A 21802-nucleotide genomic window follows, 5' to 3' on the forward strand; every position below is an offset into this window, starting at 1 on the left:
CTCAATGCAGATCGACGGCAAAGTTTTTATCGTGACCGGTGGCGCTTCGGGCCTCGGCGAAGGCACGGCGCGCATGCTGGCTGCCAATGGCGCCAAGGTGGTCATCGCCGACATGCAGGCGGACAAGGGCGAAGCCGTTGCGAAGGAAATCGGTGGCGTGTTCGTGAAGTGCGACGTGAGCCAGGAAGCCGACGGCCAGGCCGCCGTGGCCGCTGCGCTCAAGCTCGGCAAGCTGATGGGCCTGGTCAACTGCGCCGGCATCGCACCGGCCGAGAAGACCGTGGGCAAGAACGGCCCGCACGCGCTGGCCGTGTTCAGCAAGACCGTCACGGTCAACCTGATCGGCAGCTTCAACATGATCCGCCTGGCGGCCGACGCCATGGGCAAGAACGAGCCCGAAGCCACCGGCGAGCGCGGCGTGCTGATCTCGACCGCCTCGGTCGCCGCCTACGACGGCCAGATCGGCCAGGCCGCCTACAGCGCCTCGAAGGGCGGCGTGGTCGGCATGACCCTGCCCATCGCCCGCGACCTCGCGCGCAGCGGCATCCGCAACATGACCATCGCCCCCGGCATCTTCGGCACGCCCATGCTGTTCGGCATGCCGCAGGAAGTGCAAGACGCGCTGGCCGCCAGCGTGCCCTTCCCGTCGCGCCTGGGCACGCCCGAGGACTACGCCAAGCTGGCCAAGCACATCATCGAGAACGACATGCTCAACGGCGAGGTGATTCGTCTGGACGGAGCGATTCGATTGGCCCCTCGCTGATCTCGGACGCCGGCAGCTTCGTGCTGCCTGTGCGGTCCAGGCGCTCGTAGTTCGCGATCACCTGGGCCCCGATCAGCACCAGCATGGCGGCGATTTCCAGGCTCAGCAGCACCACGATCGCCGTGGTGAGCGAGCCGTAGACGATGTTCACCTGCGACAGCGTCGAGAAGTACCAGATCAGCACGCGCCGCGTGGCCTCCCACAGCAGCGCGGCGGTCACGCCGCCCAGCAGCGCATGCCGCAGCGACATGCGCCCGGCCGGCATCACGAGGTAGAGCGAGGTCAGCATGAAGATCTCGCCGCCCAGCCCCAGCAGGTACAGCAGCAAGCCCGAAATGCCCGACAGCGACCAGCTGCGCCCCAGCAGGTCGACGCTTTCCTGCCCCACCAGCTGCAGCGCCCCCGACACCAGCGTGACCAGCAGCAGCCCCGCGCACAGGCTCAGGATGTAGAGGTACGGCATCGCCACCGATACGAGAAAGTGACGCTTGTGATCGTCCTTGCGGTGGTGAAAGATCACCGCCATCGCGCTTTCGAGCACGCTGAACGCCAGCGAGCTGAAGAAAATCATCGTCACCAGCAGCACCGGCCCGAGCACCGAGCGGTGGTCCAGGAAGCTCGACAGCTCGGCCACGATGGCTTTCGACTGCCCCGGCAGCAGCCATTCGAGGTAGCGCCCGATGGTGCGCAGCAACTCGCCCTGGTCGATCACGTGCGACAGCGCCATCACGCTCACGATCAGCAGCGGCACGATGGACAGCAGTGCGTAATAGGCGACCGCCCCCGCCAGCAGCAACCCCTGGTTGGCACGGAAGTCCTTGAGCGCGCCCCAGACGAAGCGCAGCGGATGGCGCAGCAGCGGCGCGGCGTGTTGCAAAGGCAGTGGCGTCTTCATGCGTGATGTGGATTTGCGGCGGGGTTCAGTATGCCGCCCGTGCGCTTGCGTATGATTTGCCGCTCCCCGCAGCCATGACCATCCCCGCTTCATTCATCCAGGAACTCATCGCGCGCGCCGATGTGGTCGAAATCGTCGGCCGCTACGTCCAGCTCAAGAAGGCCGGCGCCAATTTCATGGGGCTGTGCCCCTTCCACGGCGAGAAGTCGCCTTCGTTCTCGGTCAGCCCGACCAAGCAGTTCTATCACTGCTTCGGTTGCGGCGTGCACGGCAACGCCATCGGCTTCCTCATGGAACATGCGGGCATGGGCTTCGTCGAAGCCGTGCACGACCTGGCCGGCCAGTACGGTCTGGTCGTGCCTGAGGACGACGTCTCGCCGGCCGAACGCGCCCGTGCCGCCAGCCAGCGCCAGAAGCAGGCCACGCTGACCGACGTGCTCGAAAAGGCCGGCGACGCCTACCGCAAGGCGCTGCGCCAGGCGCCCGGCGCCATCGACTACCTCAAGGGCCGCGGCGTGTCGGGCGAGGTCGCCAAGCAGTTCGGCATCGGCTATGCGCCGGCCGGCTGGCGCGCGCTGGCCAGCGTGTTCCCCGACTACGACGACCCGCTGCTCGCCGAGAGCGGTCTGGTGATCGTCAACAACGAGGAAGGCAAGCTCAGCGACGAGGAAGCCAAGCGCTACGACCGTTTCCGCGACCGCGTGATGTTCCCGATCCGCAACGTCAAGGGCGAGTGCATCGGCTTCGGCGGGCGCGTGCTCGGCGACGAAAAGCCCAAGTACCTGAACTCGCCCGAGACGCCCGTCTTCAGCAAGGGCCGCGAGCTCTACGGCCTGTACGAGGCGCGCGCCGCCTTCCGCGACCGCGGCTACGCGCTCGTCACCGAGGGCTACATGGACGTGGTGGCGCTGGCCCAGCTCGGCTTTCCGAACGCGGTGGCCACGCTGGGCACGGCCTGCACCACCGAGCATGTGCAAAAGCTCTTCCGCTTCACCGAGTCGGTGGTGTTCAGCTTCGACGGTGACGCCGCCGGTCGCCGCGCCGCGCGCAAGGCGCTCGACGGCGCCCTGCCCTACGCCACCGACACACGCAGCATCAAGTTCCTGTTCCTGCCGGCCGAGCACGACCCCGACAGCTACATCCGCGCGCACGGCGCCGAGGCTTTCGCGGGCTTCGTGGCCGAGGCCACGCCGCTGTCGCGCTTCATGCTCGAGGCCGCCCGCGAAGGCTGCGACCTGAGCTCCGCCGAAGGCCGCGCCCACATGACGAGCAACGTGCGCCCGCTCTGGAGTGCCATGCCCGACGGCGCGCTCAAGCGGCAGCTGCTCAGCGAGATCGCCACGCTGGTGCAGCTCGACGCCGCGGCGCTGTCCGACCTGTGGGCCACGGCCGCGCCCGGCCCGCGCAAGGGTGGCGGCGGCAGCCAGCCATCCCAGGCCCCGCAGCGCCACAGCGAGCCCGACAACTACGGCAACGACCCCGGTGACTACTACCCGGACCTGCCGCCGACGCAGGACTACGAGCCGCCGCGCTACGAAAACGAGAGCAAGCCCAAGTTCCAGCCGCGCAAGTTCACCAAGGGCAAGCGCTGGGGCGGCAAGTTCGAGGAGCCCATCGAGCCGCTGCGCGGACGCGGCAAGCCGCCGAGCCGGCCCGACGTGGCGGTGCGGCTGGTGCTGTCGAACATGGCGCAGTGGGAGGCGCTGTCGCACGAGCTGCACGTGATGCTGTGCGACCTGCCGGGCGAACACGGCGCCCTCTTCACCTGGCTCGATAGCCAGCTGCACGAGCACGGCGTGCAACCCTGGGCGGCGCTGCGCGAAGGCCTGCGCGGGCTCGATTTCGCGCCGCTGGCCGAGCGGCTCATGAGCGTTTCCGAGGCCGGGCCGGTGCCTGAGGGCGAGGAAGAACAGCACCTGGCCGAGGCCGCCAAGGAGCTGGGGAGCGTGCTCGACTTCATGCTCGACGACCGGCTCAAGGCCCAGCAGAGCGAGGCCATCGCTTCGGTTGGAAAAGACCCGAAAGCCCTGGAGCGCTACAAGGCGCTGGAAGCCCGCCGGCTCGAATTGCGAGACCGCATTCGCGCGTCGGGGACAGATACTGCTTGAAATTTGCGCAACAGGCTATAATGTAGGGCTTCGCAACTGGCGAAATTAGGCAAGAGCGACAGCAGCACCTCCGGGCCGACCCCTAGCGCAACGCACTCCAACGGTAAATTCCGGCGGAAAGGGTCAATAACCGCAAGGACTGCACACCAAATGTTCGCCCGACATCTTGCCTGGTGAGGAATTAATTCCTCGTTTCCCAATTGTTTTGTCCGTGCCTGTGCACGGGCATGGTGGTGCTGTCCGCGTGGCAGCGCGCCTGTGATCCCGCTTGTCTTTTCTTGTCGTAACGAGGTCGTATGCCCAGTTCAAAGAAGCCTGCTCCTTCACTTGCCAAAAACGTCAAAAGCGTCGCCACCAAGCCCGTAGCAGAGAAACCGCTGAAAGCCGGTGCCAAACCGGCAACCAAGACGGCTGCCGCCGCGTCCAAAACGGCAGCCGCAACGAAAGTGAAAACCGTGCCCACGAAATCGACCTCTCTCGACGATCCCAAAAAAGCCGCGGCCACTGCCACGGCTGCCCCCGCTGCCAAGAAAGTTGGCCGTCCGCCCAAGGCCGCCAGCGCTGCCGCTGCGCCCGCCACCGGCGCCAAGCGCGGGCGCAAGCCCAAGGCCGCCAAGGAAGCCGGCGAGAGCGACATCGACCTGTCGGACATCGAAGAAGACCTGGCGGGTGACGAGCCGGCGGTGGCCGCGACCACCGAAGAGAAGGTCAAGCCGCTGCGCATGAAGATCAGCAAGGCGAAGGAACGCGCCTTGATGAAGGAGTTCGGCCTCGACGAGACCGTGCTCTCCGAAGAAGACCTGGCCAAGCGCCGCTCGCGCCTGAAGACGCTGATCACGCTGGGCAAGACCCGCGGCTACCTCACGCACGGCGAAATCTCCGACCACCTGCCCGACAAGCTGGTCGACGCCGAGACCATGGAAGTCGTGGTCACCATGCTCAACGACATGGGCGTGGCGGTGTACGAGCAGACGCCCGACGCCGAAACCCTGCTGCTGAACAACACCGCGCCCACCGCCACCACGGTGGAAGAAGCCGAGGAAGAAGCCGAAGCGGCCCTGTCCACGGTGGACAGCGAATTCGGCCGCACGACCGACCCGGTCCGCATGTACATGCGCGAAATGGGCACGGTCGAGCTGCTGACGCGCGAAGGCGAAATCGAAATCGCCAAGCGCATCGAAGGCGGCCTGATGGCCATGATGGAAGCCATCTCGGCCTCCCCCGCCACCATCGCCGCGATCCTCGAAATGGCCGCGACCATCCGTGAAGGCAAGGTCGTCATCTCGACCATCGTGGACGGCTTCTCGAACCCCAACGAGGCCGACGACTACGTGGCCGAAGAAGACTTCGACGAATTCGACGAGGAAGACGACGACGACGGCAAGGGCGGCTCCAAGGCCCTGACCAAGAAGCTCGAAGAACTCAAGAACGAAGCCCTCTCGCGCTTCGACCGCATCGCCGAGATGTTCGAGAAGATCCACAAGATCTACGAGAAGGAAGGCTACGGCACGCCCGCGTACACCAAGGCCCAGCAGGCCGTGTCCGACGAGCTGATGACCATCCGCTTCACGGCCAAGACCATCGAGAAGCTGTGCGACCTGGTGCGCACGCAGGTGGACGACGTGCGCAAGAAGGAACGCGAACTGCGCCGCATCATCGTGGACAAGTGCGGCTTCCCGCAGGAAGAGTTCATTCGCGACTTCAGCGGCTTCGACAAGAACGGCAACCGCATCGCCTCCAACCTGCTGAACCTCAAGTGGGTCGAGAAGCAGGCCGCGGCCGGCAAGCCGTACAGCGCCGTGCTCGCGCGCAACATCCCGCCGGTGCAGGAACTGCAGCAGAAGCTCGCCGACATCCAGTCGCGCGTGGTGGTGCCGCTGACCGAGCTCAAGGACATCAACAAGCGCATGAACGAGGGCGAATCGTCCTCGCGCGATGCCAAGAAGGAAATGATCGAGGCCAACCTGCGCCTCGTGATCTCCATCGCCAAGAAGTACACCAACCGCGGCCTGCAGTTCCTCGATCTGATCCAGGAAGGCAACATCGGCCTGATGAAGGCGGTCGACAAGTTCGAATACCGTCGCGGCTACAAGTTCTCGACCTACGCCACGTGGTGGATCCGCCAGGCCATCACGCGCTCGATCGCCGACCAGGCGCGCACCATCCGCATCCCGGTACACATGATCGAGACGATCAACAAGATGAACCGCATCTCGCGCCAGCACTTGCAGGAGTTCGGCTTCGAGCCCGACGCCGGCATCCTGGCCGCCAAGATGGAGATCCCGGAAGACAAGATCCGCAAGATCATGAAGATCGCGAAGGAGCCGATCTCGATGGAAACCCCCATCGGCGACGACGACGATTCGCACCTGGGCGACTTCATCGAGGACAGCAGCAACACGGCCCCCATCGAGGCCGCGATGCAGGCCGGCCTGCGCGACGTGGTCAAGGACATCCTCGACTCCCTCACGCCGCGCGAAGCCAAGGTGCTGCGCATGCGCTTCGGCATCGAAATGTCGACCGACCACACGCTGGAAGAAGTCGGCAAGCAGTTCGACGTGACCCGCGAGCGCATCCGCCAGATCGAAGCCAAGGCGTTGCGCAAGCTGAAGCACCCGTCGCGTTCCGACAAGCTGCGCAGCTTCATCGACACCCTGTAATCCAGGTTCGCTGAAGCCCAAGCGCCCGCCTTGCCCCTCACCCGGGCGGCGGGCGTTCTCGTTTTTCCACCGACACACAACACACAAGTACAACGGAGCCGCCTTTCCATGAATCCCGACGCAGACAAACTCTGGCAGGCCCCGCGCTGGGCGCTTGCCGTGCTGCTCGCCGTGCTGGGCATGCTCGGGCCCTTCTCCATCGACACCTACATCCCGGCTTTCTCGGGCATCGCGAAATCGATCGGTGCGACGCCGGCCGAGATGCAGCAGACGCTGTCGGCCTACCTGTTCGGCTTTGCCTTCATGAACCTGTTCCACGGCGCGCTGTCGGACAGCTTCGGGCGCCGGCCCGTGGTGCTGTGGGGGCTGGCCGTGTTCACGCTGGCCTCGCTGGGCTGCGCGCTGTCGCAGAACATCACGCAGCTGGTGCTGTTCCGTGGCCTGCAGGGCCTGTCGACCGGCGCCGGCATCGTGGTGTCGCGCGCCGTCATCCGCGACATGTTCCCGCCGGCCGAAGCGCAGCGGGTGATGAGCCAGGTCACGATCTACTTCGGCGTGGCGCCGGCCATCGCGCCCATCGTGGGCGGCTTCCTGTTCGTGCACGCGGGCTGGCACTCGATCTTCTGGTTCCTCGTGGCCGTGGGCGTGGCGCTGTTCGTCGCCAACTACAAGCTGCTGCCCGAGACGCTGCACAAGGACCACCGCCAGCCCTTCCAGGTACGCCACCTGATGCGCGGCTACCGCGACCTGTGCTCCGACCCGCGCTTTCTGCTGCTGGCCTTTGCCAGCGGCGTGCCCTTCAACGGCATGTTCCTCTACGTGCTGGCCGCGCCGGCGTTCCTGGGCGACCACCTGGCACTGCAGCCGCAGCAGTTCTTCTGGTTCTTCCTGCTGACCATCGGCGGCATCATGCTCGGCGCGCGCGCCAGCGGCCGCATGGCCGGCAAGGTGGCACCCAAGCGGCAGATCCGCGACGGCTTCCTGATCATGATGGTCACCTCGGTGGTCAACGTGGTGGCCAACATCTTCTTCCAGGCGCACGTGGCCTGGGCCGTGTGGCCGCTGGCGGTGTTCGCCTTCGGCTGGGCGCTGATGGTCCCGGTGGTCACGCTGCTGGTGCTCGACCTGCACCCCGAGCGCCGCGGCATGGCCTCGTCGCTGCAGGCCGTGATCGGCTCCACCGCCAACGGCGTCGTGGCCGGCGCGGTGGCACCGCTGGTGATGCACTCCACGCTGGCACTGGCCCTCACCTCCGCGCTGATGCTCACGATCGGGCTGGTCGCCTGGGTCTGGCTGCACCACCGTTGGCCCGACATCGGGCGTCGGGTGGCACACGAAGAAGCCTGAGGGGGACGGGGGATGCGATTCGCCGCACTGTGGACTTATCTGCGCGCCTGGCTCCCGGGCCCTTCCAACGTCAATGCGCGCGAGCGCCTGCGCGCCGTGGGCGGCGCAGGCATCGGGCTGCTGATCACCGGCCTGCTGTGCCGCTGGCTGTCCGTGCCGCTGGAGCACGCGGTGTGGCTGGTCGCGCCGATGGGCGCCACCGCCGTGCTGGTGTTCGCCGTGCCCGCCAGCCCGCTGGCCCAGCCCTGGTCGGTGATCGGCGGCAACACGCTGTCGACGCTGGTGGGCATCGCCTGCGCCAGCTGGATTCCCGACACCGCCGTGGCCGCCGCCGTGGCCGTGGCGCTGGCCATCGGCCTGATGTTCTTCACGCGCTGCCTGCACCCGCCCGGCGGCGCGGCGGCGCTGCTGGCGGTGCTCACGCACACCACCGATTTCTCGGCGGCGCTGTTCCCGGTGCTCGTGAACTCGCTGCTGCTGGTGCTGGCCGGCGTGGCCTACAACACGCTCACGGGGCGGCGCTATCCGCACGTGCAGGTGGCGCGCCCGCCCTCGCCCGACGCGCGCTTCAGCCAGGCCGACATCGACGCCGTGCTGGCGCGCTACAACCAGGTGCTCGACATCAGCCGCGACGACCTCGAGTCGCTGATCCAGCAGACCGAGCTCGAGTCGTACAAGCGCCGCCTGGGCACGCTGCACTGCGCCGACATCATGTCGGGCACGCCGATCTCGGTGGAGTTCGGCACGCCGCTGCAGGAAGCCTGGGCGCTGATGCACCAGCACCGCATCAAGGCGCTGCCCGTCACCGACCGCACGCGCCGCGTGGTCGGCATCGTCACGCAGGCCGACTTCTTCCGCCAGCTCGACCTGCAGCACCACGACGGCATCGCCGGCCGGCTGCGCGACCTGATCCGCGCCACGCGCACGGTGATGTCGAACAAGCCCGAGGTGGTCGGCCAGATCATGACGCGCCAGGTGCGCGTGGCCAGCGCCGACCGGCCGGTGGTCGAGCTGGTGCCGCTGTTCTCCGAAGGCGGCCACCACCACATTCCGATCATCGATGCAGAGAAGCGGCTGACGGGGATGATCACGCAGTCGGATTTCGTGCGGGCGCTGTACCGCGCGGTGAGCCCGGCGTAGGCCTCGCCTGTGCGTTTCTCCCTCCCCTTCCGGGGGAGGGTCGGGGTGGGGGCACGACGGCCTCCACAACGACGCGGCGCCTCATCGCAGGCCGCTTGCCCCCATCCCAGCCTTCCCCCGGGAGGGGAAGGGGCAAGACATTCATTCCAAAACGACGTTCGCCTTCTTCACCAGTGCCGCATAGCGCGCGGCCTCGCTGCGAAAGTAACTCGCGGCCTCTTCGGACGACGTGGGCTTGATGACATTGCCCTGCCGGTCCATCGCCTCGCGCACCTCGGCACTGGTGTAGGCGGCCACCACGGCGTCGTGCACGCGCTTGATGTCGGCGGCCTGCATCTTCGGCGGGCCGATCACCGCGAACCAGCCTTCGACCGCGTAGTTCGGCAAGCCTTGCTCCGCAATCGTCGGAATGTCCGGCGCGGCCGGCGAGCGCGCCGGTCCGCACACGCCGATGGCGCGCAGTGCGCCGCTCTTGATGTGCTGCTGCACGGCCGGCAATGCGACCACGCCGATCTCGACCTGGCCCGCCATCATGTCGGTCACCATCGGGCCCGTGCCCTTGTACGGAATGTGCCGCGCCTTCACGCCGGCTTCGTCCATGAACATCTCGCCGGCCAGGTGGATGATGGTGCCGTTGCCCGACGAGGCGTAGTTGTAGCCGTCGGGCCTGGCGCGCAGCAGCGCCACGAGTTCCTTCACGTTCTTCGCGGGCAGCTTGGGGTTGACCATCAGCACCAGCGGCGTTGCGCCCACCACGCTGATCGGCGTGATGTCGCTGATCGCATCGAACGGCATCTTCTTGAACACGCTCGGGTTGATCACATGGTTGTTCGACACCATGCCGAGCGTGAGACCGTCGGGCGCCGCCTTCACGATGGCCGACGTGCCGGTGAGACCGCCCGCGCCCGGCATGTTCTCGATCACCACCGGCTGGCCGAAGGCCTTGCCGAGCGCCACCGAGGCGGCACGCACGATGTTGTCCACGCCCGAGCCGGCGCTGATCGGCAGGATGAAGCGGATCGGTTTGTCGGAGCCCTGCGCGAAGGAAGGCAATGCGGCCAGCGCGGCGGCCGAGGCGCCGAAGCCCAGCATCGCGCGGCGGTTCATCGAGAAAAAGTTCGTGGTCATGGTCTTGTCTCTCGTCTTGTTTTTGAGGAAGCAATCAGGCGATGGCCGCGTCGGCATGCATCGCATCCACCTGCGCGCCGGCATAGCCGAGTTCGGCCAGCAGCGCGCGCGTGTGTTCGCCCAGCGTCGGCGGATGCAGGCGCACGCCCAGCCGCTCGCCGCCGAGCGTGATCGGGAACAGCGTGGTCTGCGCCATCTCTCCGGCCCGCTCGCCATCGGGCAGGCGGATGTCGGCGAGGCCGCCGGTGGCCTGCAGGTGCGGATCGGCATACAGGTCTTCGGGCCGCGTGATCGGCGCGAACGGCAGGCCGCGCGCCTCGAAGATCGCCGACAGCTCGGCGGCCGAACGGTCAGCCAGGCGCGCGCGCAACGCGGCCAGCAAGGTCGGGCGCAGGCGCACGCGGTCGTTGTTGGTCTGCAAGGTGGCGTCGGCCTTCAGGTCATCGAAGCCCAGCGCGTCGCAGAAGGTCTTCCACTGCGCATCGCTCACGGCCGCCAGGAAGATCTGCTCGCCGTCCTTCACGGTGAACACGTCGTACAGCGCCCAGGCCGAGATGCGCTCGGGCATCGGCGCGGCCGCCTGCCCCGTGATCGCGTACTGCAGCATGTGCTGGCCGACCAGGAACACGTTGTTCTCGAACAGCGCCGACTGCACCTCCTGCCCCCGGCCGGTTTCAGCACGCTGCATCAGCGCGGCGATGGCGCCGATGGCGCCGAACATGCCGCCCATGATGTCGTTCACGCTGCTGCCCGCGCGCAGCGGATCGCCGGGGCGCCCCGTCATGTAGGCGAGCCCGCCCATCATCTGCACCACCTCGTCCAGCGCGGTGCGGTGCTCGTAGGGGCCGGGCAGGAAGCCCGTGTGGTTCACGTACACGAGGCGCGGATTGAGCTTGCCCAGCGCCGCGTAGCCCAGGCCGTACTTGTCCATCGTGCCGGGGCGGAAGTTCTGCGCCACCACGTCGGCCGTGGCGCACAGGCGCAACGCGGCCTCGAGCCCCTGCGGATGGCGCAGGTCGAGCGCGATGCTCTTCTTGTTGCGGTTGAACATCGGGAAGAAGCCCGCGCCCGCGCCCAGCAAATGCCGCGTGCGGTCGCCCTCGATCGGCTCGACCTTGATGACCTCGGCGCCCAGGTCGGCCAGCACCATGCCGCAGGTCGGCCCCATGACCATGTGCGTGAACTCGACCACGCGGATGCCCGCGAGCGGCAGGCGTTTGGCTTCGGTGCTCATGCGGCGACGCCTTCCGCCGGTGCAAAGGTCTTCGGAAAGCCCGCACGCCACACCGTGCCCTGCAGCGTCTCGCCGTCGAGCCAGCCGGCCACGCGTTTCCTCAGATCGAGCAGCTTCGGCAGATCAACGCCGGTGGCGACACCCATGCTCTCGAGCATGAAGACGAGGTCCTCGGTGTCGACATTGCCGCTCGCGCCGGGCGCATGCGGACAACCGCCGATGCCGGCGAGGCACGCATCGAAGCGCGTGATACCAACCTCCAGCGCCGCATACGCATTCGCGAGCCCCAACCCGCGCGTGTCGTGGAAATGGCCGCACCACAGGCGGTCGCCCGCGATGCGCAGCGCGCGCTCGAACAGGCTGCGCACCATGGCCGGATCGGCGTAGCCCACCGTGTCGGCCAGGCTCACGCGGTCGGCGCCGGCATCGAGCAGCGCCTGCATCAGGCGCAGCACCTCGTCGGGGTCGACATGGCCCTGCAGCGTGCAACCGAAGGCCGTGCCGACGCCGCCGTCGATCAGCGTCTTCGAGCCCGCCGCGTCGCGCGCCGCACGGATGCGGCCGACCTCGGCCACCACCTCGTCGGGCGTCTTGCGCAGGTTGGCCAGGCTGTGCGCGTGGCTGGCCGACAGCGGCACCATCATCAGGTCGGCCTCGCCCGCGATGGCGCGCTCGGCGCCTTTCAGGTTGGGCACGAGCACCGAAGCGAAGAGCCCCGGCAGCGTCTTCGCATACGCCAGCAACTCGGCCGTGTCGGCCAGCTGCGGCAGCAGGTGCGCCGGCACGAACGAGCCGACCTCGATCTCGCGCTGGCCGGCCGCGTGCGCGTCGCGGATCCATTCGAGCTTGCGTGCCGTGGGCAACACGCGGGCGATGCTTTGCAGGCCGTCGCGCAGGCCCACTTCGCGGACGACCGCGCGCGGCGGCAGGAAGGCGTGAATCAAGAGGCTGTCTCCGTCGTGAGGGAATGACGCCGATCGTAGAAGTTCCGATTCAGTCATGAAGGTATATTTTGGAAGCCATTGGCTTCCAAACTGGAACTTCATGAGAGACCTCGACCTGACCACCCTGCGCCTGTTCGTCGCCGTCTGCGACAGCCGCAGCATCGCGCGCGCGGGCGAGCAAGCGAACATCGTCGGCTCGGCGATCAGCAAGCGCCTCGCGCAACTCGAAGACACGGTCGGCACGCCGCTGCTGCTGCGCAAGCGCCGCGGCGTGGTGCCCACGCCGGCCGGCGAAACGCTGCTCGAACACGCGCGCGCCATGCTCGGCAGCGCCACCCGCATCGAGCGCGACATGGCCGCCTACGCGGGCGGCGCGCGCGGGCATGTGCGCATCCTGGCCTCGGCGTCGGTCATGGCCGAGTCGCTCGCCGAGGACGTGGCGGGCTTCCTGCAAGACCCGGCGCACCGCAACATCCGCGTCGACATGGAAGAACGCGTGAGCCCCGAGATCGTGCGCGGCATCCGCGAGGGCATCGCGTCCATCGGCCTGTGCTGGGACGCGGCCGACCTCGACGGGCTGGAGCGGCGCGACTACCGCTCCGACCACCTGGCCATCGTGGCCCACCCGTCGCACCCCGTGGCCCGCCACGACGCGGTGCGCTTCGAGCAGGTGCTCGACCACGAATTCGTCGGCATGCCCGCGCTGAGTGCCGTGCAGCTGATGCTCGCGCGCGAGGCGGCCGTGGCCGGCAAGCCGCTGGTGTACCGCGTGCTGGTGTCGAACTTCGATGCGGCGCTGCGCGTGGTGCGCGCCGGGCTGGCCATCAGCGTGGTGCCGGCGGAAGTCGCCCGGCCCTTCACCGAGGCCTTCGGGCTGCGGCTGATGCCGCTCACCGACGACTGGGCGCGCCGGCGTTTCGCGATCTGTTTTCGCAGCGAGGCGACGCTGTCGCCCTCGGCGCAATTGCTGGTCACCCACCTCGAGCGCTGCGCCACGGACCGCGCGGAAGCCGCCTGATTCGTCCGATAACCGAAACGATCCATTGTCTTGGCGGTGGTTTTTGTTTCGTTTCCCGCAACCTAACATCCGGTCTGTTCACGCTGTCACCCTCAACTCAACCGACCGAAAGACACCGCCATGTTCCGCAGAACCCTCGTTGCCGCCGCCGCCCTGTCCGCCGCATTCGCCCTCGCGCCCTTCGCCGCCCAGGCCGCCCAGCCGCTCAAGATCGACGTCTACAACCCCGGCACGAAGTCGATGTTCCCCGTGTCGTCGGTGCTGGTCGCCGGCGCCACCGACGCCGTGCTGGTCGACGCCCAGTTCCAGCGCAACGACGCGCAGGCGCTGGTGCAGAAGATCAAGGACAGCGGCAAGAAGCTGACCACGGTCTACATCAGCCACAGCGACCCCGACTACTACTTCGGCCTGGACGTGATCCGCGCCGCGTTCCCCGACGCAAAGATCGTCGCCACGCCGCAGACCGTGGCCGCCATCCAGGCCTCCAAGGACGGCAAGCTCGCGCACTGGGGCCCGATCCTCAAGGACAACGCGCCCCAGGCGCTGGTCGTGCCCGAGCCGCTGGCCGGCGACAGCCTCACGCTCGAAGGCAAGAAGATCCAGGTCGTCGGCCTGGACGGTCCCACGCCCGCGCGCACCTTCGCGTGGATTCCCTCGCTGAAGGCGGTGGTCGGCGGCATTCCGGTGTCGGCCAACATCCACGTCTGGGTGGCTGACACGCAAACGGTGCAGTCGCGCCGCGACTGGCTCAAGACGCTCGACCGCATCGCCGCGCTGCACCCCAAGACCGTGGTGCCCGGCCACTACCTGCCGAACGCCGACGGCTCGGCGCCCTACACCGTGGCGTCGGTGAAGTTCACGCGCGACTACCTCAAGGCCTTCGAGACCGAAGCCTCCAAGGCCAAGGACTCGGCCGCACTCATCGCCGCCATGAAGCAGCGCTACCCGAAGCTCGAAGACGCCTCGTCGCTTGAACTCGGCGCCAAGGTCATCAAGGGAGAAATGAAGTGGCCGCAATAACCAACAACAACGCCGACACCGCCACCGCCACCCTGCACTGCATCTTCGATCCGCTGTGCGGCTGGTGCTACGCCGCTGCGCCGCTGGTCGAGGCCGCGCGCACCGTGCCGGGCCTGCGCGTCGAGCTCCACGCCGGCGGCATGATGACCGGCGCCAACCGCCGCCCCATCACGCCGCAGTGGCGCGACTACGTGATTCCGCACGACAGGCGCATCGCCGAACTCACGGGCCAGCCGTTCGGCGAGGCCTACTTCGAAGGCCTGCTGCGCGACAGCGGCGCGGTGATGGACTCCGAACCGCCGATCACCGCCATCCTCGCGGCCGAATCGCTGCGCGCGGGCGGCGGGCTGGACATGGCGCACCGCGTGCAGCAGGCCCACTATGTCGAAGGCCGGCGCATCGCGGAGGCCGGCGTACTCGCCGAACTGGCGGTCGAACTCGGCTTCGACGCCGAAGACTTCGCTGCGGCCTTCGCGCAGCACACGGGCGACGCCACCGCGCGCCACATCGCCGCGAGCCGCGACCTGCTGCAGCGCGCGGGTGGCCAGGGCTTTCCGACCTTCGTGCTGGCGCAGGCCGACGGCAACGCGGGCCGCATCGACATCGGGCCGTGGCTGGGGCGCGCGGACGACTGGAAGGCGCAGCTCGCCACCTTCGTCGCGCCGGCGCCTTCTGCAACGGCGTCCGAAGCTTGCGGGCCCGACGGCTGCGCGATCTAGGCGACCTTCTCCAGGAACACCAGCCGGATCGGCGCGTCCAGCAGGTCGTCGAACCGCTTCTCGAAGGATTGGAAATACGGCGTGGCGAAGTGCGCGTCCAGCGCGGCTTGGTCCCGGAACGACTCGCGCATGTAGAAGCTGCCGGGCTCGTCGCGCAGTTCGAACAAGGTGTAGTCGAGGCAGCCAGGCTCCTGCCGCGTGGGCGCCACCAGCGCGCTCAGGGCGTCGCGCAGCGCCTCGCGCTGGCCGGTCTTGGCCTTCAGGACGGCGATGCTGACGAGGGGCGTGGTGCTCATGGGTCGTTGTGAAGTTCGGATGCCTGCAGTCTGCGGTGACCCCCGCACATGAAAAAGCCCCCTCGCCCCGAAACTCCTTCAACCGCCCCTTGAAGATCGCGACCGCTTCAAGCGCGCGCTACCGGCTGCACTGGAAGCTCGCCGCCTGCGACGCATCGCCATTCACGTAGCGCGGCCACAGCGGCCACTCGCACAGCGGACGCGCACGCGTGGTCTTGAACGGCGGCTGCACTTCCTGCTCAAGCAATTGCAAGCCGGTCGGCGCACGCCCGCGCTCGACCCAGTCGGCCAGCGCGCCGAGCATGTCGACGTTGGCCGGTGCGCCGCTGCCCACATGGTCGACACCGGGCGCGGTGTACAGGCGCATGAAGCGGTCCACGTTCTCGCGGCCCATGCGTGCCACCACCGACTCGTAGTACCGGATGCCCGCGAACGGGCTCTGCGCGTAGTCGGCCATGTGCTCCAGCACCAGCAGCTTGCCGCCGCGCGCATGGAAGGCGCTCAGGTCGGGGTTGGTCGAGTCCATCAGCTGCGACACGGTGGCGATGCGCGCGGCGAAGTCTTCGGCGCGGTAGTTGCGCACGTCGAGCGACGGATTGCGCGCGTAGAAATACTGCAGCGCCCCGCTGCCGTAGAACCACGCGATGCCGTTGCTCGGCTGCGGCGGCACGGTCGGCGCGGCGGTGCCGGTCCACCAGGCGTTCCAGCCGCCCATCGACGCAAAGGCCGGCGTGCCTTCGCCGCCGATGCCCCAGCCCGGGTACTCGGTGACGCCATGCGCCAGCGGCACGGGCGAGCGCCACGGCGAGCGCAGCGTACGCACCGCCTGCACCTGCGCGTCGTTGAGGCAGTTGTCGCCGCTCGTGCCCGACGCGCAACGCAAGGTGGCCGGGTCGAAACGCTGCAGGCAGGCCACCGGGTTCGACACGATGCGGTCGGCCACGCCATCCGTCGCGTCGCACGACGCGAGCACCGCGTTGTGCACCAGCTGCACCTGCGCGGGCCGCAGCCAGCCTTCGCCGAAGGTGGCGATGCCGTTGCGCGTGCCCGCATGCTGCAGCCCGGTCCAGTTGATCACCGGCACGCGGCTGAAGATGCCGTCGAAGTCCTGCGGATAGCGCTGCGCCATCGTGAGCGCCTCGCGCCCGCCTTCGGAGCTGCCCATGAAGTAGAGCTTCTGCGGCGCGTGGCCGTAGGCGCGCTGCGTCAGCGCCACCGCCACGTCGCGCACCTTCTTGTACGAGGCATGCGCGAAGTTCACGAGCGCCTCGTCGTTGAGCGCAAAGGCCTGCGGCGGCTGGCCCTGCACGTTCTGGTGGCCCGAGTCGGTGCCGTAGGTCACGTAGCCCTGCGCGAGCGGCGTGGGCTGGTCGAAGCGGCCCGCCGGCACCAGCGAAAGGCCGGTGATCAGCACGCCGTTGAAACCTCCGCCGCCGTACTGCACGCTGCGCCCGTTCCACGCAAGCGGCAGGTTGACCTGGAACAGGATCGGCGGCGCGCTCGCGTCAATCGGTGCGATGCGCCCGAGCACCTTGCAGTACGCGGGCATCGCCGGCGTGATGCGCGACGCGGGGCTGGGGCCGCGCTCGGCCACGGCGAGCGCGGAAGCCGGCACGAGCGCTGCCGAATCGATCGTCGCCGCGCCGCTGGGCAGGCCGATGGCGGTGGCCGCCACCGGCGCGGTGAGCGCCGCGCAAGCGGGGGCCGGATCGGCACCGAGGCCAAGCCGCGTGGGGCCGGTCGGGGCCGTGCCGCATGCGGCGAGCAACGCGGCGGTCGCCAGCATGGCGCCCCCGCAAAACACTGTCTTCGGGGTCGCCATCTGTCTGTCTCCTTGGTTGTTCGCTGTGGCGGCTACCGCGCCACGCCCAGCAGCCGATCGAGCACCTCCGGCTGCGCGCGCAGCGCCGCGGCCGTGTCGGCATGCACGATGGTCCCGTGGTCGAGCACCACGGCCTGGTCGGAAATCGCGAGGATCGCCTGCGGGTGCTGCTCCACGATGATCGCGGCCAGCCCTTCGCCCTGCGTGATGCGGCGGATGGCGCGCAACAGCTCTTCCACGATGATGGGCGCCAGGCCTTCGAGCGGCTCGTCGAGCAGCAGCAGCTTCGGGTTGAGCACCAGCGCGCGGCCCACGGCCAGCATCTGCTGCTCGCCGCCCGAGAGCTGCGTGCCCAGGTTGGTCTTGCGCTCGGCCAGGCGCGGGAACATCTCGTAGACGCGCTGCGGGTTCCACTGGCCGGGGCGCTCCACGGCCGTGAGGTTCTCGTGCACGGTGAGCGACTTGAAGATGTTGCGCTCCTGCGGCACCCAGCCGATGCCGGCCGCCGCGCGCTGGTGCGGCTGCAGCTTGTGCAGCGCCGCCTGCCCGCCGAGCGCGATGGTGCCGCCGTGCTGGCGCGTGGCGCCGGCCAGCGTGTTGATGAGCGTGGTCTTGCCCGTGCCGTTGCGGCCCAGCAGCGCGAGCGTCTGGCCCTCGCCGAGCGTGAAGGCCACGTCGTGCAGCACCACGGCCTCGCCGTAGCCGGCGCTCAGGTTCTCGATGCGCAGCAGTTCAGACATGGGCATGTTCTCCGTGGCCCAGGTAGACCTCTTTCACTTTCGGGTCGTTGGCGATCGTCTCGGGGTCGCCTTCGGTCAGCAGCGCGCCGTTGACCAGCACGGTCATGCGATCGGCGAAGCTGAACACCAGGTCCATGTCGTGCTCGATGAGCAGCACCGACACGTCGGCCGGCAGTGCGGCCACGGTCTGCAGCAGCTCTTCGCGCTCGCCGGCGGGCACGCCCGCCACGGGCTCGTCGAGCAGCAGCACGCGCGGCTCGCAGGCCAGCGCAATGGCGATCTCCAGCAGGCGACGCTTGCCGTAGGCCATGAATTTCGTCTGCTGCTGGGCGACGTCGGCGAGGTGGAACTGCTCCAGCAGTTGCCCGGCCCGCTCGGCGATGCGCTTGTCCGCGCCCAGCGGGCGCCACCATTGCGCGCCGATGCCCTGGTGCTGCGACACCACGAGCGCCAGCGTTTCCAGCGGCGTCATCGAATCGAAGAGCTGGTTGATCTGGAAGGTGCGCACCAGCCCGCGCGCCACGCGCTTGTGCGGCGCGAGCGTGGTGATGTCCTCGCCGAGCAGCGAGATGCGGCCTTCGGTGGGCGTGAGCACGCCCGTCAGCAGGTTGATCAGCGTGGTCTTGCCGGCGCCGTTCGGGCCGATGAGCGCATGGCGCGCACCACGCTTGAGTTCCATCGTGACGTTGTTCGTGGCCGTGATGCCGCCGAAGCGCATCACGAGGCCTTGGGTCGAGAGCACGGTGTCGGTGGTCATGCCGCACCGCCCTTCTTCTTCGCAGCGCCGAACCAGGTCCACGGCTTGAGCAGGCGGTCACGCCCCACGAGCACCAGCAGCACGAGGATGAGGCCGATCCAGAACATCCAGTACTGCGGCGTCACCGACGACAGCCAGGTCTGCAGCAGCTTGAAGACGATGGCGCCCGCCACGCCGCCATACAGCCAGCCCACGCCGCCGATGACCAGCATCAGCAGCACGTCGGCCGAGCGGTCGAAGGCCAGCACGTCGAGCGAGGCGAAACCGGTGGTCTGCGCCAGCAGCGCGCCCGCGGCGCCCGCGATGCCGGCGGCCACGGTGTAGACCACGGCGAGCCGCGACACCACCGGGATGCCGATGGCCATGGCGCGCAGCCGGTTGTCGCGGATGGCCTTGAGCGTGGCGCCGAAGGGCGAATGCACGATGCGGCGCATCACGAGGAACAGCACGAGCATCACGGCCAGCGAGTACCAGGCGGCGGTGCGGCCATACAGGTCGAATTCGAAGAGGCCGAGCACCGGCCCCATCACCACGCCCTGCAGGCCGTCGGCGCCGCCGGTGAGCCAGTCGAGCTTGTTGGCCAGTTCGAGCAGCAGCAGCGCGGTGCCCAGCGTGACCATGAGCCGCGTGAGGTCGCTGCCGCGCAGGATGGTCACGCTGGCCACGAGGCCGAGCACGGCCGACAACACGGTGGCGAACACGAGGCCGACGGTCGGGTCGGGCATGACGAGCTTGGCGAACAGCGCGGCGGCGTACGCGCCGAAGCCGAAGAAGGCGGCATGGCCGAGCGACACGATGCCGGTGTAGCCGAGGATCAGGTCGAGCGACATCGCGAACAGCGCGACGATGGCGATCTCGTTGACCAGCAGCGAGTGCGAGGGCATGGCCAGCGGCAGCGCGAAGGCCACGGCCCAGACCACGAACTCCCAGGGGCGCCAGCGCGCGGTGCGCAGCAGGGCCGATTCATAGGCAGGCGCGCTCATCTCAGCGGCCTCCCTTGCGCGTGAACAGGCCTTGCGGCCGCCACATGAGGATCAGGATCATGAGCAGGTAGACGGTGAACGCGCCCATCTTCGGAATGAAGTACTTGCCGGCCACATCGGCAATGCCGAGCAGCAGCGCGGCGGCGAGCGGCCCAGTGATCGACGAGGTGCCGCCGACCGAGACGACGATGAGGAAATAGATCATGTACTTGAGCGGGAACGTCGGGTCGAGCCCGAGGATTTCCGCGCCCAGTGCGCCGCCCAACCCGGCCAGGCCCGAGCCCACGGCGAAGGTCAGCAGGAACACGATGTTGACGTTGATGCCCAGGCCGGCGGCCACGCGCGGGTCGTCGACGGCGGCGCGCAGGCGGCTGCCGAAGCGGGTCTTCGAGAGGATGAGCTGCAGCACCACGGTGAGCACGGCGCACACGGCGATGATGAAGATGCGATAGTGGCCCATGCCCAGCAGGAACGCACCGTCGCCGAATTCGCTGCGCCCGCGCAGCCATTCGGGCAGCTGCAGGTTCTGCTGCGACGAGCCGACGAAGTAGTCGACGGCCGCGACGGCCATGAACGCCAGGCCGATGGAGAACAGCACCTGGTCCAGGTGCGGCTTGCCGTACATCGGCCGGTAGAGCGTGCGCTCCAGCAGCGCGCCGGCCAGCGCGACGACGATGAACGCGAGCGGCAGGCAGGCCAGGAACGGCACGCCGAACTTCTGCATCGCGAACACGGTGAGGTAGCCACCCGCCATGGCGAAGGCGCCGTGCGCGAGGTTGATGAAGTTCATCAGCCCGAGCGTCACGGCCAGCCCCACGGCGAGGACGAAGAGCAGCATGCCGTAGGCGATGCCGTCGAAAAGAATGGTCAACATATCAGCGATTCAACAGCTTGCGCGCACTGCGGTTTCTTCGGGGAACACCGAGGAACCGGCTTTGCCGGGCCTCAGGTGTTGCCCCCGGTAGGGGGTTGGAGAAGCGACACGCAGTGCGCGCAGCCTGGGGGCGAGCTTTATTACTTCGCCTTGCCCGGGTCCTTCACGCCCTTGATCACGTCGAACTCGACGTTGTAGAGCTGGCCGTCCTTCTTTTCAACCTTGCGCAGGTACACGTCCTGCACGATGTCGCGCGTCTGCGCATCGATCAGCACCTGGCCGCGCGGGCTTTCGAAGACCTGGCCCTTCATGGCGGCCAGCAGCGCTTCGCCGCCGCCCTGGCCCTTGGTGGTCTTGAGCGCTTCGTAGATCACGCGCATGCCGTCATAGCCGCCCACGGCCATGAAGTTGGGGCGCATCTTCGGGTTGGCTTTCTGGAAGGCCTCGACGAACTTCTTGTTCAGCGCCGAGGGGTGCGCGGCCGAGTAGTGGTGCGAGGTGACCACGCCCAGCGCGCCGTCGCCCATGTCGTTCAGCTGGTCGTCGTCGGTCACGTCGCCGGTGGCGATCATCTTGATGCCGGCCTTGTCCATGCCGCGCTCCAGGAACTGCTTCATCACCGCCGCGCCCGCGCCCGAGGGCACGAAGACGAACAGCGCGTCGGGCTTGGCGTCGCGCACCTTCTGCAGGAACGGTGCGAAGTCGGGGTTGCGCAGCGGCACGCGCAGCTTCTCGAGCACCTTGCCGCCGTTGAGCTGGAAGCGGTCGCTGAAGAACTTCTCGGCGTCGTTGCCCGGGCCGTAGTCGGTGACCAGCGTGACCACCGACTTCACGCCGTTCTTGGGTGCCCAGTCGCCCATCACCACCGACACCTGCGGCAGCGTGAAGCTGCTGCGCACGATGTAGGGCGAGGCTTCGGTGATGCTCGAGGTGGCGGCGGCCATCACGACCTGCGGCGTCTTCGACTGCGTGGCCAGCGGCGCGGCGGCCAGCGCGGCCGGGGTGATGCCGAAGCCGGCGATCACGTTGACCTTGTCGTTGACGATGAGCTCCTGCGCCAGGCGCTTGGTCACGTCGGGCAGGCCGGTGTCGTCCTTCACGATCAGCTCGACCTTCTTGCCGGCCACGGTGTCGCCGTTCTGAGCCATGTACAGGCGCGCGGCGGCCTCGATCTGGCGGCCGGTGGAGGCCGACTGCCCCGTCATCGGCAGGATCAGGCCGATCTTGAACTTGTTGTCCTGGGCGCTGGCCACAGGCAGCGACAGCGCGGTGGCGAGCGCAATCGCCGAAAGGCCGGCGGTCTGGATGAGATGGCGTCTTTGCATGGAATTTTTCCTTTGAGGGACGGAATGCG

The 21802-nt window shown here is 68.1% G+C and carries 18 protein-coding genes and 1 pseudogene; 8 read left to right on the top strand and 11 right to left on the bottom strand.

What is annotated here, in order from left to right; genetic code table 11:
• Positions 1–4: 4 nt before the first annotated feature.
• Positions 5–763, top strand: coding sequence for a 3-hydroxyacyl-CoA dehydrogenase (locus tag AC3WQM_RS19945; protein WP_489057456.1), 759 nt, complete (start codon positions 5–7; stop codon positions 761–763).
• Here the strand turns inward: AC3WQM_RS19945 and AC3WQM_RS19950 are convergent.
• A complete protein-coding gene (locus AC3WQM_RS19950; protein WP_492681086.1) occupies positions 711–1658 on the bottom strand; it encodes a YihY/virulence factor BrkB family protein in 948 nt (315 codons plus the stop codon). The genes AC3WQM_RS19945 and AC3WQM_RS19950 overlap by 53 nt on opposite strands.
• 74 nt (positions 1659–1732) lie before the next feature.
• On the opposite strand from AC3WQM_RS19950, the gene dnaG reads away from it, so the two are divergent.
• From dnaG to AC3WQM_RS19970, 4 genes are all read left to right on the top strand, one after another.
• On the top strand, positions 1733–3766 hold the full coding sequence (gene dnaG, locus AC3WQM_RS19955) for a DNA primase (protein WP_492681088.1): 2034 nt from the start codon (positions 1733–1735) through the stop codon (positions 3764–3766).
• Between the two features lie 296 nt (positions 3767–4062).
• A complete protein-coding gene (gene rpoD, locus AC3WQM_RS19960) occupies positions 4063–6426 on the top strand; it encodes an RNA polymerase sigma factor RpoD (protein WP_492681090.1) in 2364 nt (787 codons plus the stop codon).
• Between the two features lie 108 nt (positions 6427–6534).
• Entirely contained in the window at positions 6535–7773 is a 1239-nt protein-coding gene (locus AC3WQM_RS19965; protein ID WP_354347233.1) for a multidrug effflux MFS transporter, read from the top strand.
• A gap of 12 nt (positions 7774–7785) precedes the next feature.
• Positions 7786–8913 (top strand): HPP family protein, encoded by a 1128-nt coding sequence (locus AC3WQM_RS19970; RefSeq protein WP_492681092.1) that lies wholly within the window; start codon positions 7786–7788, stop codon positions 8911–8913.
• Positions 8914–9054: 141 nt separating this feature from the next.
• Here the strand turns inward: AC3WQM_RS19970 and AC3WQM_RS19975 are convergent, their stop codons facing one another.
• The 3 genes from AC3WQM_RS19975 to AC3WQM_RS19985 are packed head-to-tail and all read right to left on the bottom strand — an operon-like array spanning position 9055 to position 12219.
• A complete protein-coding gene (locus AC3WQM_RS19975) occupies positions 9055–10041 on the bottom strand; it encodes a tripartite tricarboxylate transporter substrate binding protein (protein WP_492681094.1) in 987 nt (328 codons plus the stop codon).
• 34 nt (positions 10042–10075) lie between these two features.
• A complete protein-coding gene (locus AC3WQM_RS19980; RefSeq protein ID WP_492681096.1) occupies positions 10076–11275 on the bottom strand; it encodes a CaiB/BaiF CoA transferase family protein in 1200 nt (399 codons plus the stop codon).
• Complete coding sequence (locus tag AC3WQM_RS19985) at positions 11272–12219, bottom strand: hydroxymethylglutaryl-CoA lyase (protein WP_492681098.1); 948 nt, start codon at positions 12217–12219, stop codon at positions 11272–11274. The genes AC3WQM_RS19980 and AC3WQM_RS19985 overlap by 4 nt, the downstream gene beginning before the upstream one ends.
• A 100-nt stretch (positions 12220–12319) precedes the next feature.
• Between AC3WQM_RS19985 and AC3WQM_RS19990 the strand changes: the two genes are divergently transcribed.
• The 3 genes and pseudogenes from AC3WQM_RS19990 to AC3WQM_RS20000 all read left to right on the top strand — a co-directional run bounded on the left by AC3WQM_RS19990 (position 12320) and on the right by AC3WQM_RS20000 (position 14976).
• Complete coding sequence (locus tag AC3WQM_RS19990) at positions 12320–13237, top strand: LysR family transcriptional regulator (protein WP_492681100.1); 918 nt, start codon at positions 12320–12322, stop codon at positions 13235–13237.
• A gap of 120 nt (positions 13238–13357) precedes the next feature.
• Positions 13358–14251, top strand: a pseudogene (locus tag AC3WQM_RS19995) (MBL fold metallo-hydrolase); the annotation flags it as partial.
• Positions 14245–14976: a DsbA family protein gene (locus tag AC3WQM_RS20000; RefSeq protein ID WP_492681102.1), complete on the top strand. Its 732-nt coding sequence runs from the start codon at positions 14245–14247 to the stop codon at positions 14974–14976. The pseudogene AC3WQM_RS19995 and the gene AC3WQM_RS20000, both read left to right, overlap by 7 nt.
• Here the strand turns inward: AC3WQM_RS20000 and AC3WQM_RS20005 are convergent.
• From AC3WQM_RS20005 to AC3WQM_RS20035, 7 genes are all read right to left on the bottom strand, one after another.
• The gene (locus AC3WQM_RS20005) at positions 14973–15272 is read right to left on the bottom strand and encodes a putative quinol monooxygenase (protein WP_492681104.1); all 300 of its coding nucleotides are present in this window, start codon (positions 15270–15272) and stop codon (positions 14973–14975) included. The genes AC3WQM_RS20000 and AC3WQM_RS20005 overlap by 4 nt on opposite strands.
• A 118-nt stretch (positions 15273–15390) precedes the next feature.
• The gene (locus AC3WQM_RS20010) at positions 15391–17094 is read right to left on the bottom strand and encodes a tannase/feruloyl esterase family alpha/beta hydrolase (protein ID WP_492681106.1); all 1704 of its coding nucleotides are present in this window, start codon (positions 17092–17094) and stop codon (positions 15391–15393) included.
• Between the two features lie 32 nt (positions 17095–17126).
• A complete protein-coding gene (locus tag AC3WQM_RS20015; RefSeq protein WP_095950659.1) occupies positions 17127–17834 on the bottom strand; it encodes an ABC transporter ATP-binding protein in 708 nt (235 codons plus the stop codon).
• Positions 17827–18591 carry an ABC transporter ATP-binding protein gene (locus AC3WQM_RS20020; protein WP_095744598.1) on the bottom strand — a complete coding sequence of 255 codons (765 nt, stop codon included), beginning with the start codon at positions 18589–18591 and terminating at the stop codon, positions 17827–17829. The genes AC3WQM_RS20015 and AC3WQM_RS20020 overlap by 8 nt, the downstream gene beginning before the upstream one ends.
• Entirely contained in the window at positions 18588–19574 is a 987-nt protein-coding gene (locus AC3WQM_RS20025; RefSeq protein ID WP_062470615.1) for a branched-chain amino acid ABC transporter permease, read from the bottom strand. The genes AC3WQM_RS20020 and AC3WQM_RS20025 overlap by 4 nt, the downstream gene beginning before the upstream one ends.
• Before the next feature lies 1 nt (position 19575).
• A complete protein-coding gene (locus tag AC3WQM_RS20030; RefSeq protein ID WP_056582994.1) occupies positions 19576–20448 on the bottom strand; it encodes a branched-chain amino acid ABC transporter permease in 873 nt (290 codons plus the stop codon).
• A 140-nt stretch (positions 20449–20588) separates the two neighbouring features.
• Positions 20589–21773, bottom strand: coding sequence for an ABC transporter substrate-binding protein (locus tag AC3WQM_RS20035; RefSeq protein ID WP_489057469.1), 1185 nt, complete (start codon positions 21771–21773; stop codon positions 20589–20591).
• Between the last annotated feature and the right edge of the window lie 29 nt (positions 21774–21802).

The organism is Variovorax sp. FW301-JW7, assembly GCF_058788795.1.

Bases quoted from the DNA above. Each gene is read 5' to 3' on its own strand.
- AC3WQM_RS19945 (WP_489057456.1), top strand. From the start codon at position 5: ATGCAGATCGACGGCAAAGTTTTTATCGTGACCGGTGGCGCTTCGGGC.
- AC3WQM_RS19950 (WP_492681086.1), bottom strand. From the start codon at position 1,658: ATGAAGACGCCACTGCCTTTGCAACACGCCGCGCCGCTGCTGCGCCAT.
- dnaG (WP_492681088.1), top strand. From the start codon at position 1,733: ATGACCATCCCCGCTTCATTCATCCAGGAACTCATCGCGCGCGCCGAT.
- rpoD (WP_492681090.1), top strand. From the start codon at position 4,063: ATGCCCAGTTCAAAGAAGCCTGCTCCTTCACTTGCCAAAAACGTCAAA.
- AC3WQM_RS19965 (WP_354347233.1), top strand. From the start codon at position 6,535: ATGAATCCCGACGCAGACAAACTCTGGCAGGCCCCGCGCTGGGCGCTT.
- AC3WQM_RS19970 (WP_492681092.1), top strand. From the start codon at position 7,786: ATGCGATTCGCCGCACTGTGGACTTATCTGCGCGCCTGGCTCCCGGGC.
- AC3WQM_RS19975 (WP_492681094.1), bottom strand. From the start codon at position 10,041: ATGACCACGAACTTTTTCTCGATGAACCGCCGCGCGATGCTGGGCTTC.
- AC3WQM_RS19980 (WP_492681096.1), bottom strand. From the start codon at position 11,275: ATGAGCACCGAAGCCAAACGCCTGCCGCTCGCGGGCATCCGCGTGGTC.
- AC3WQM_RS19990 (WP_492681100.1), top strand. From the start codon at position 12,320: ATGAGAGACCTCGACCTGACCACCCTGCGCCTGTTCGTCGCCGTCTGC.
- AC3WQM_RS20005 (WP_492681104.1), bottom strand. From the start codon at position 15,272: ATGAGCACCACGCCCCTCGTCAGCATCGCCGTCCTGAAGGCCAAGACC.
- AC3WQM_RS20010 (WP_492681106.1), bottom strand. From the start codon at position 17,094: ATGGCGACCCCGAAGACAGTGTTTTGCGGGGGCGCCATGCTGGCGACC.
- AC3WQM_RS20015 (WP_095950659.1), bottom strand. From the start codon at position 17,834: ATGTCTGAACTGCTGCGCATCGAGAACCTGAGCGCCGGCTACGGCGAG.
- AC3WQM_RS20020 (WP_095744598.1), bottom strand. From the start codon at position 18,591: ATGACCACCGACACCGTGCTCTCGACCCAAGGCCTCGTGATGCGCTTC.
- AC3WQM_RS20025 (WP_062470615.1), bottom strand. From the start codon at position 19,574: ATGAGCGCGCCTGCCTATGAATCGGCCCTGCTGCGCACCGCGCGCTGG.
- AC3WQM_RS20030 (WP_056582994.1), bottom strand. From the start codon at position 20,448: ATGTTGACCATTCTTTTCGACGGCATCGCCTACGGCATGCTGCTCTTC.
- AC3WQM_RS20035 (WP_489057469.1), bottom strand. From the start codon at position 21,773: ATGCAAAGACGCCATCTCATCCAGACCGCCGGCCTTTCGGCGATTGCG.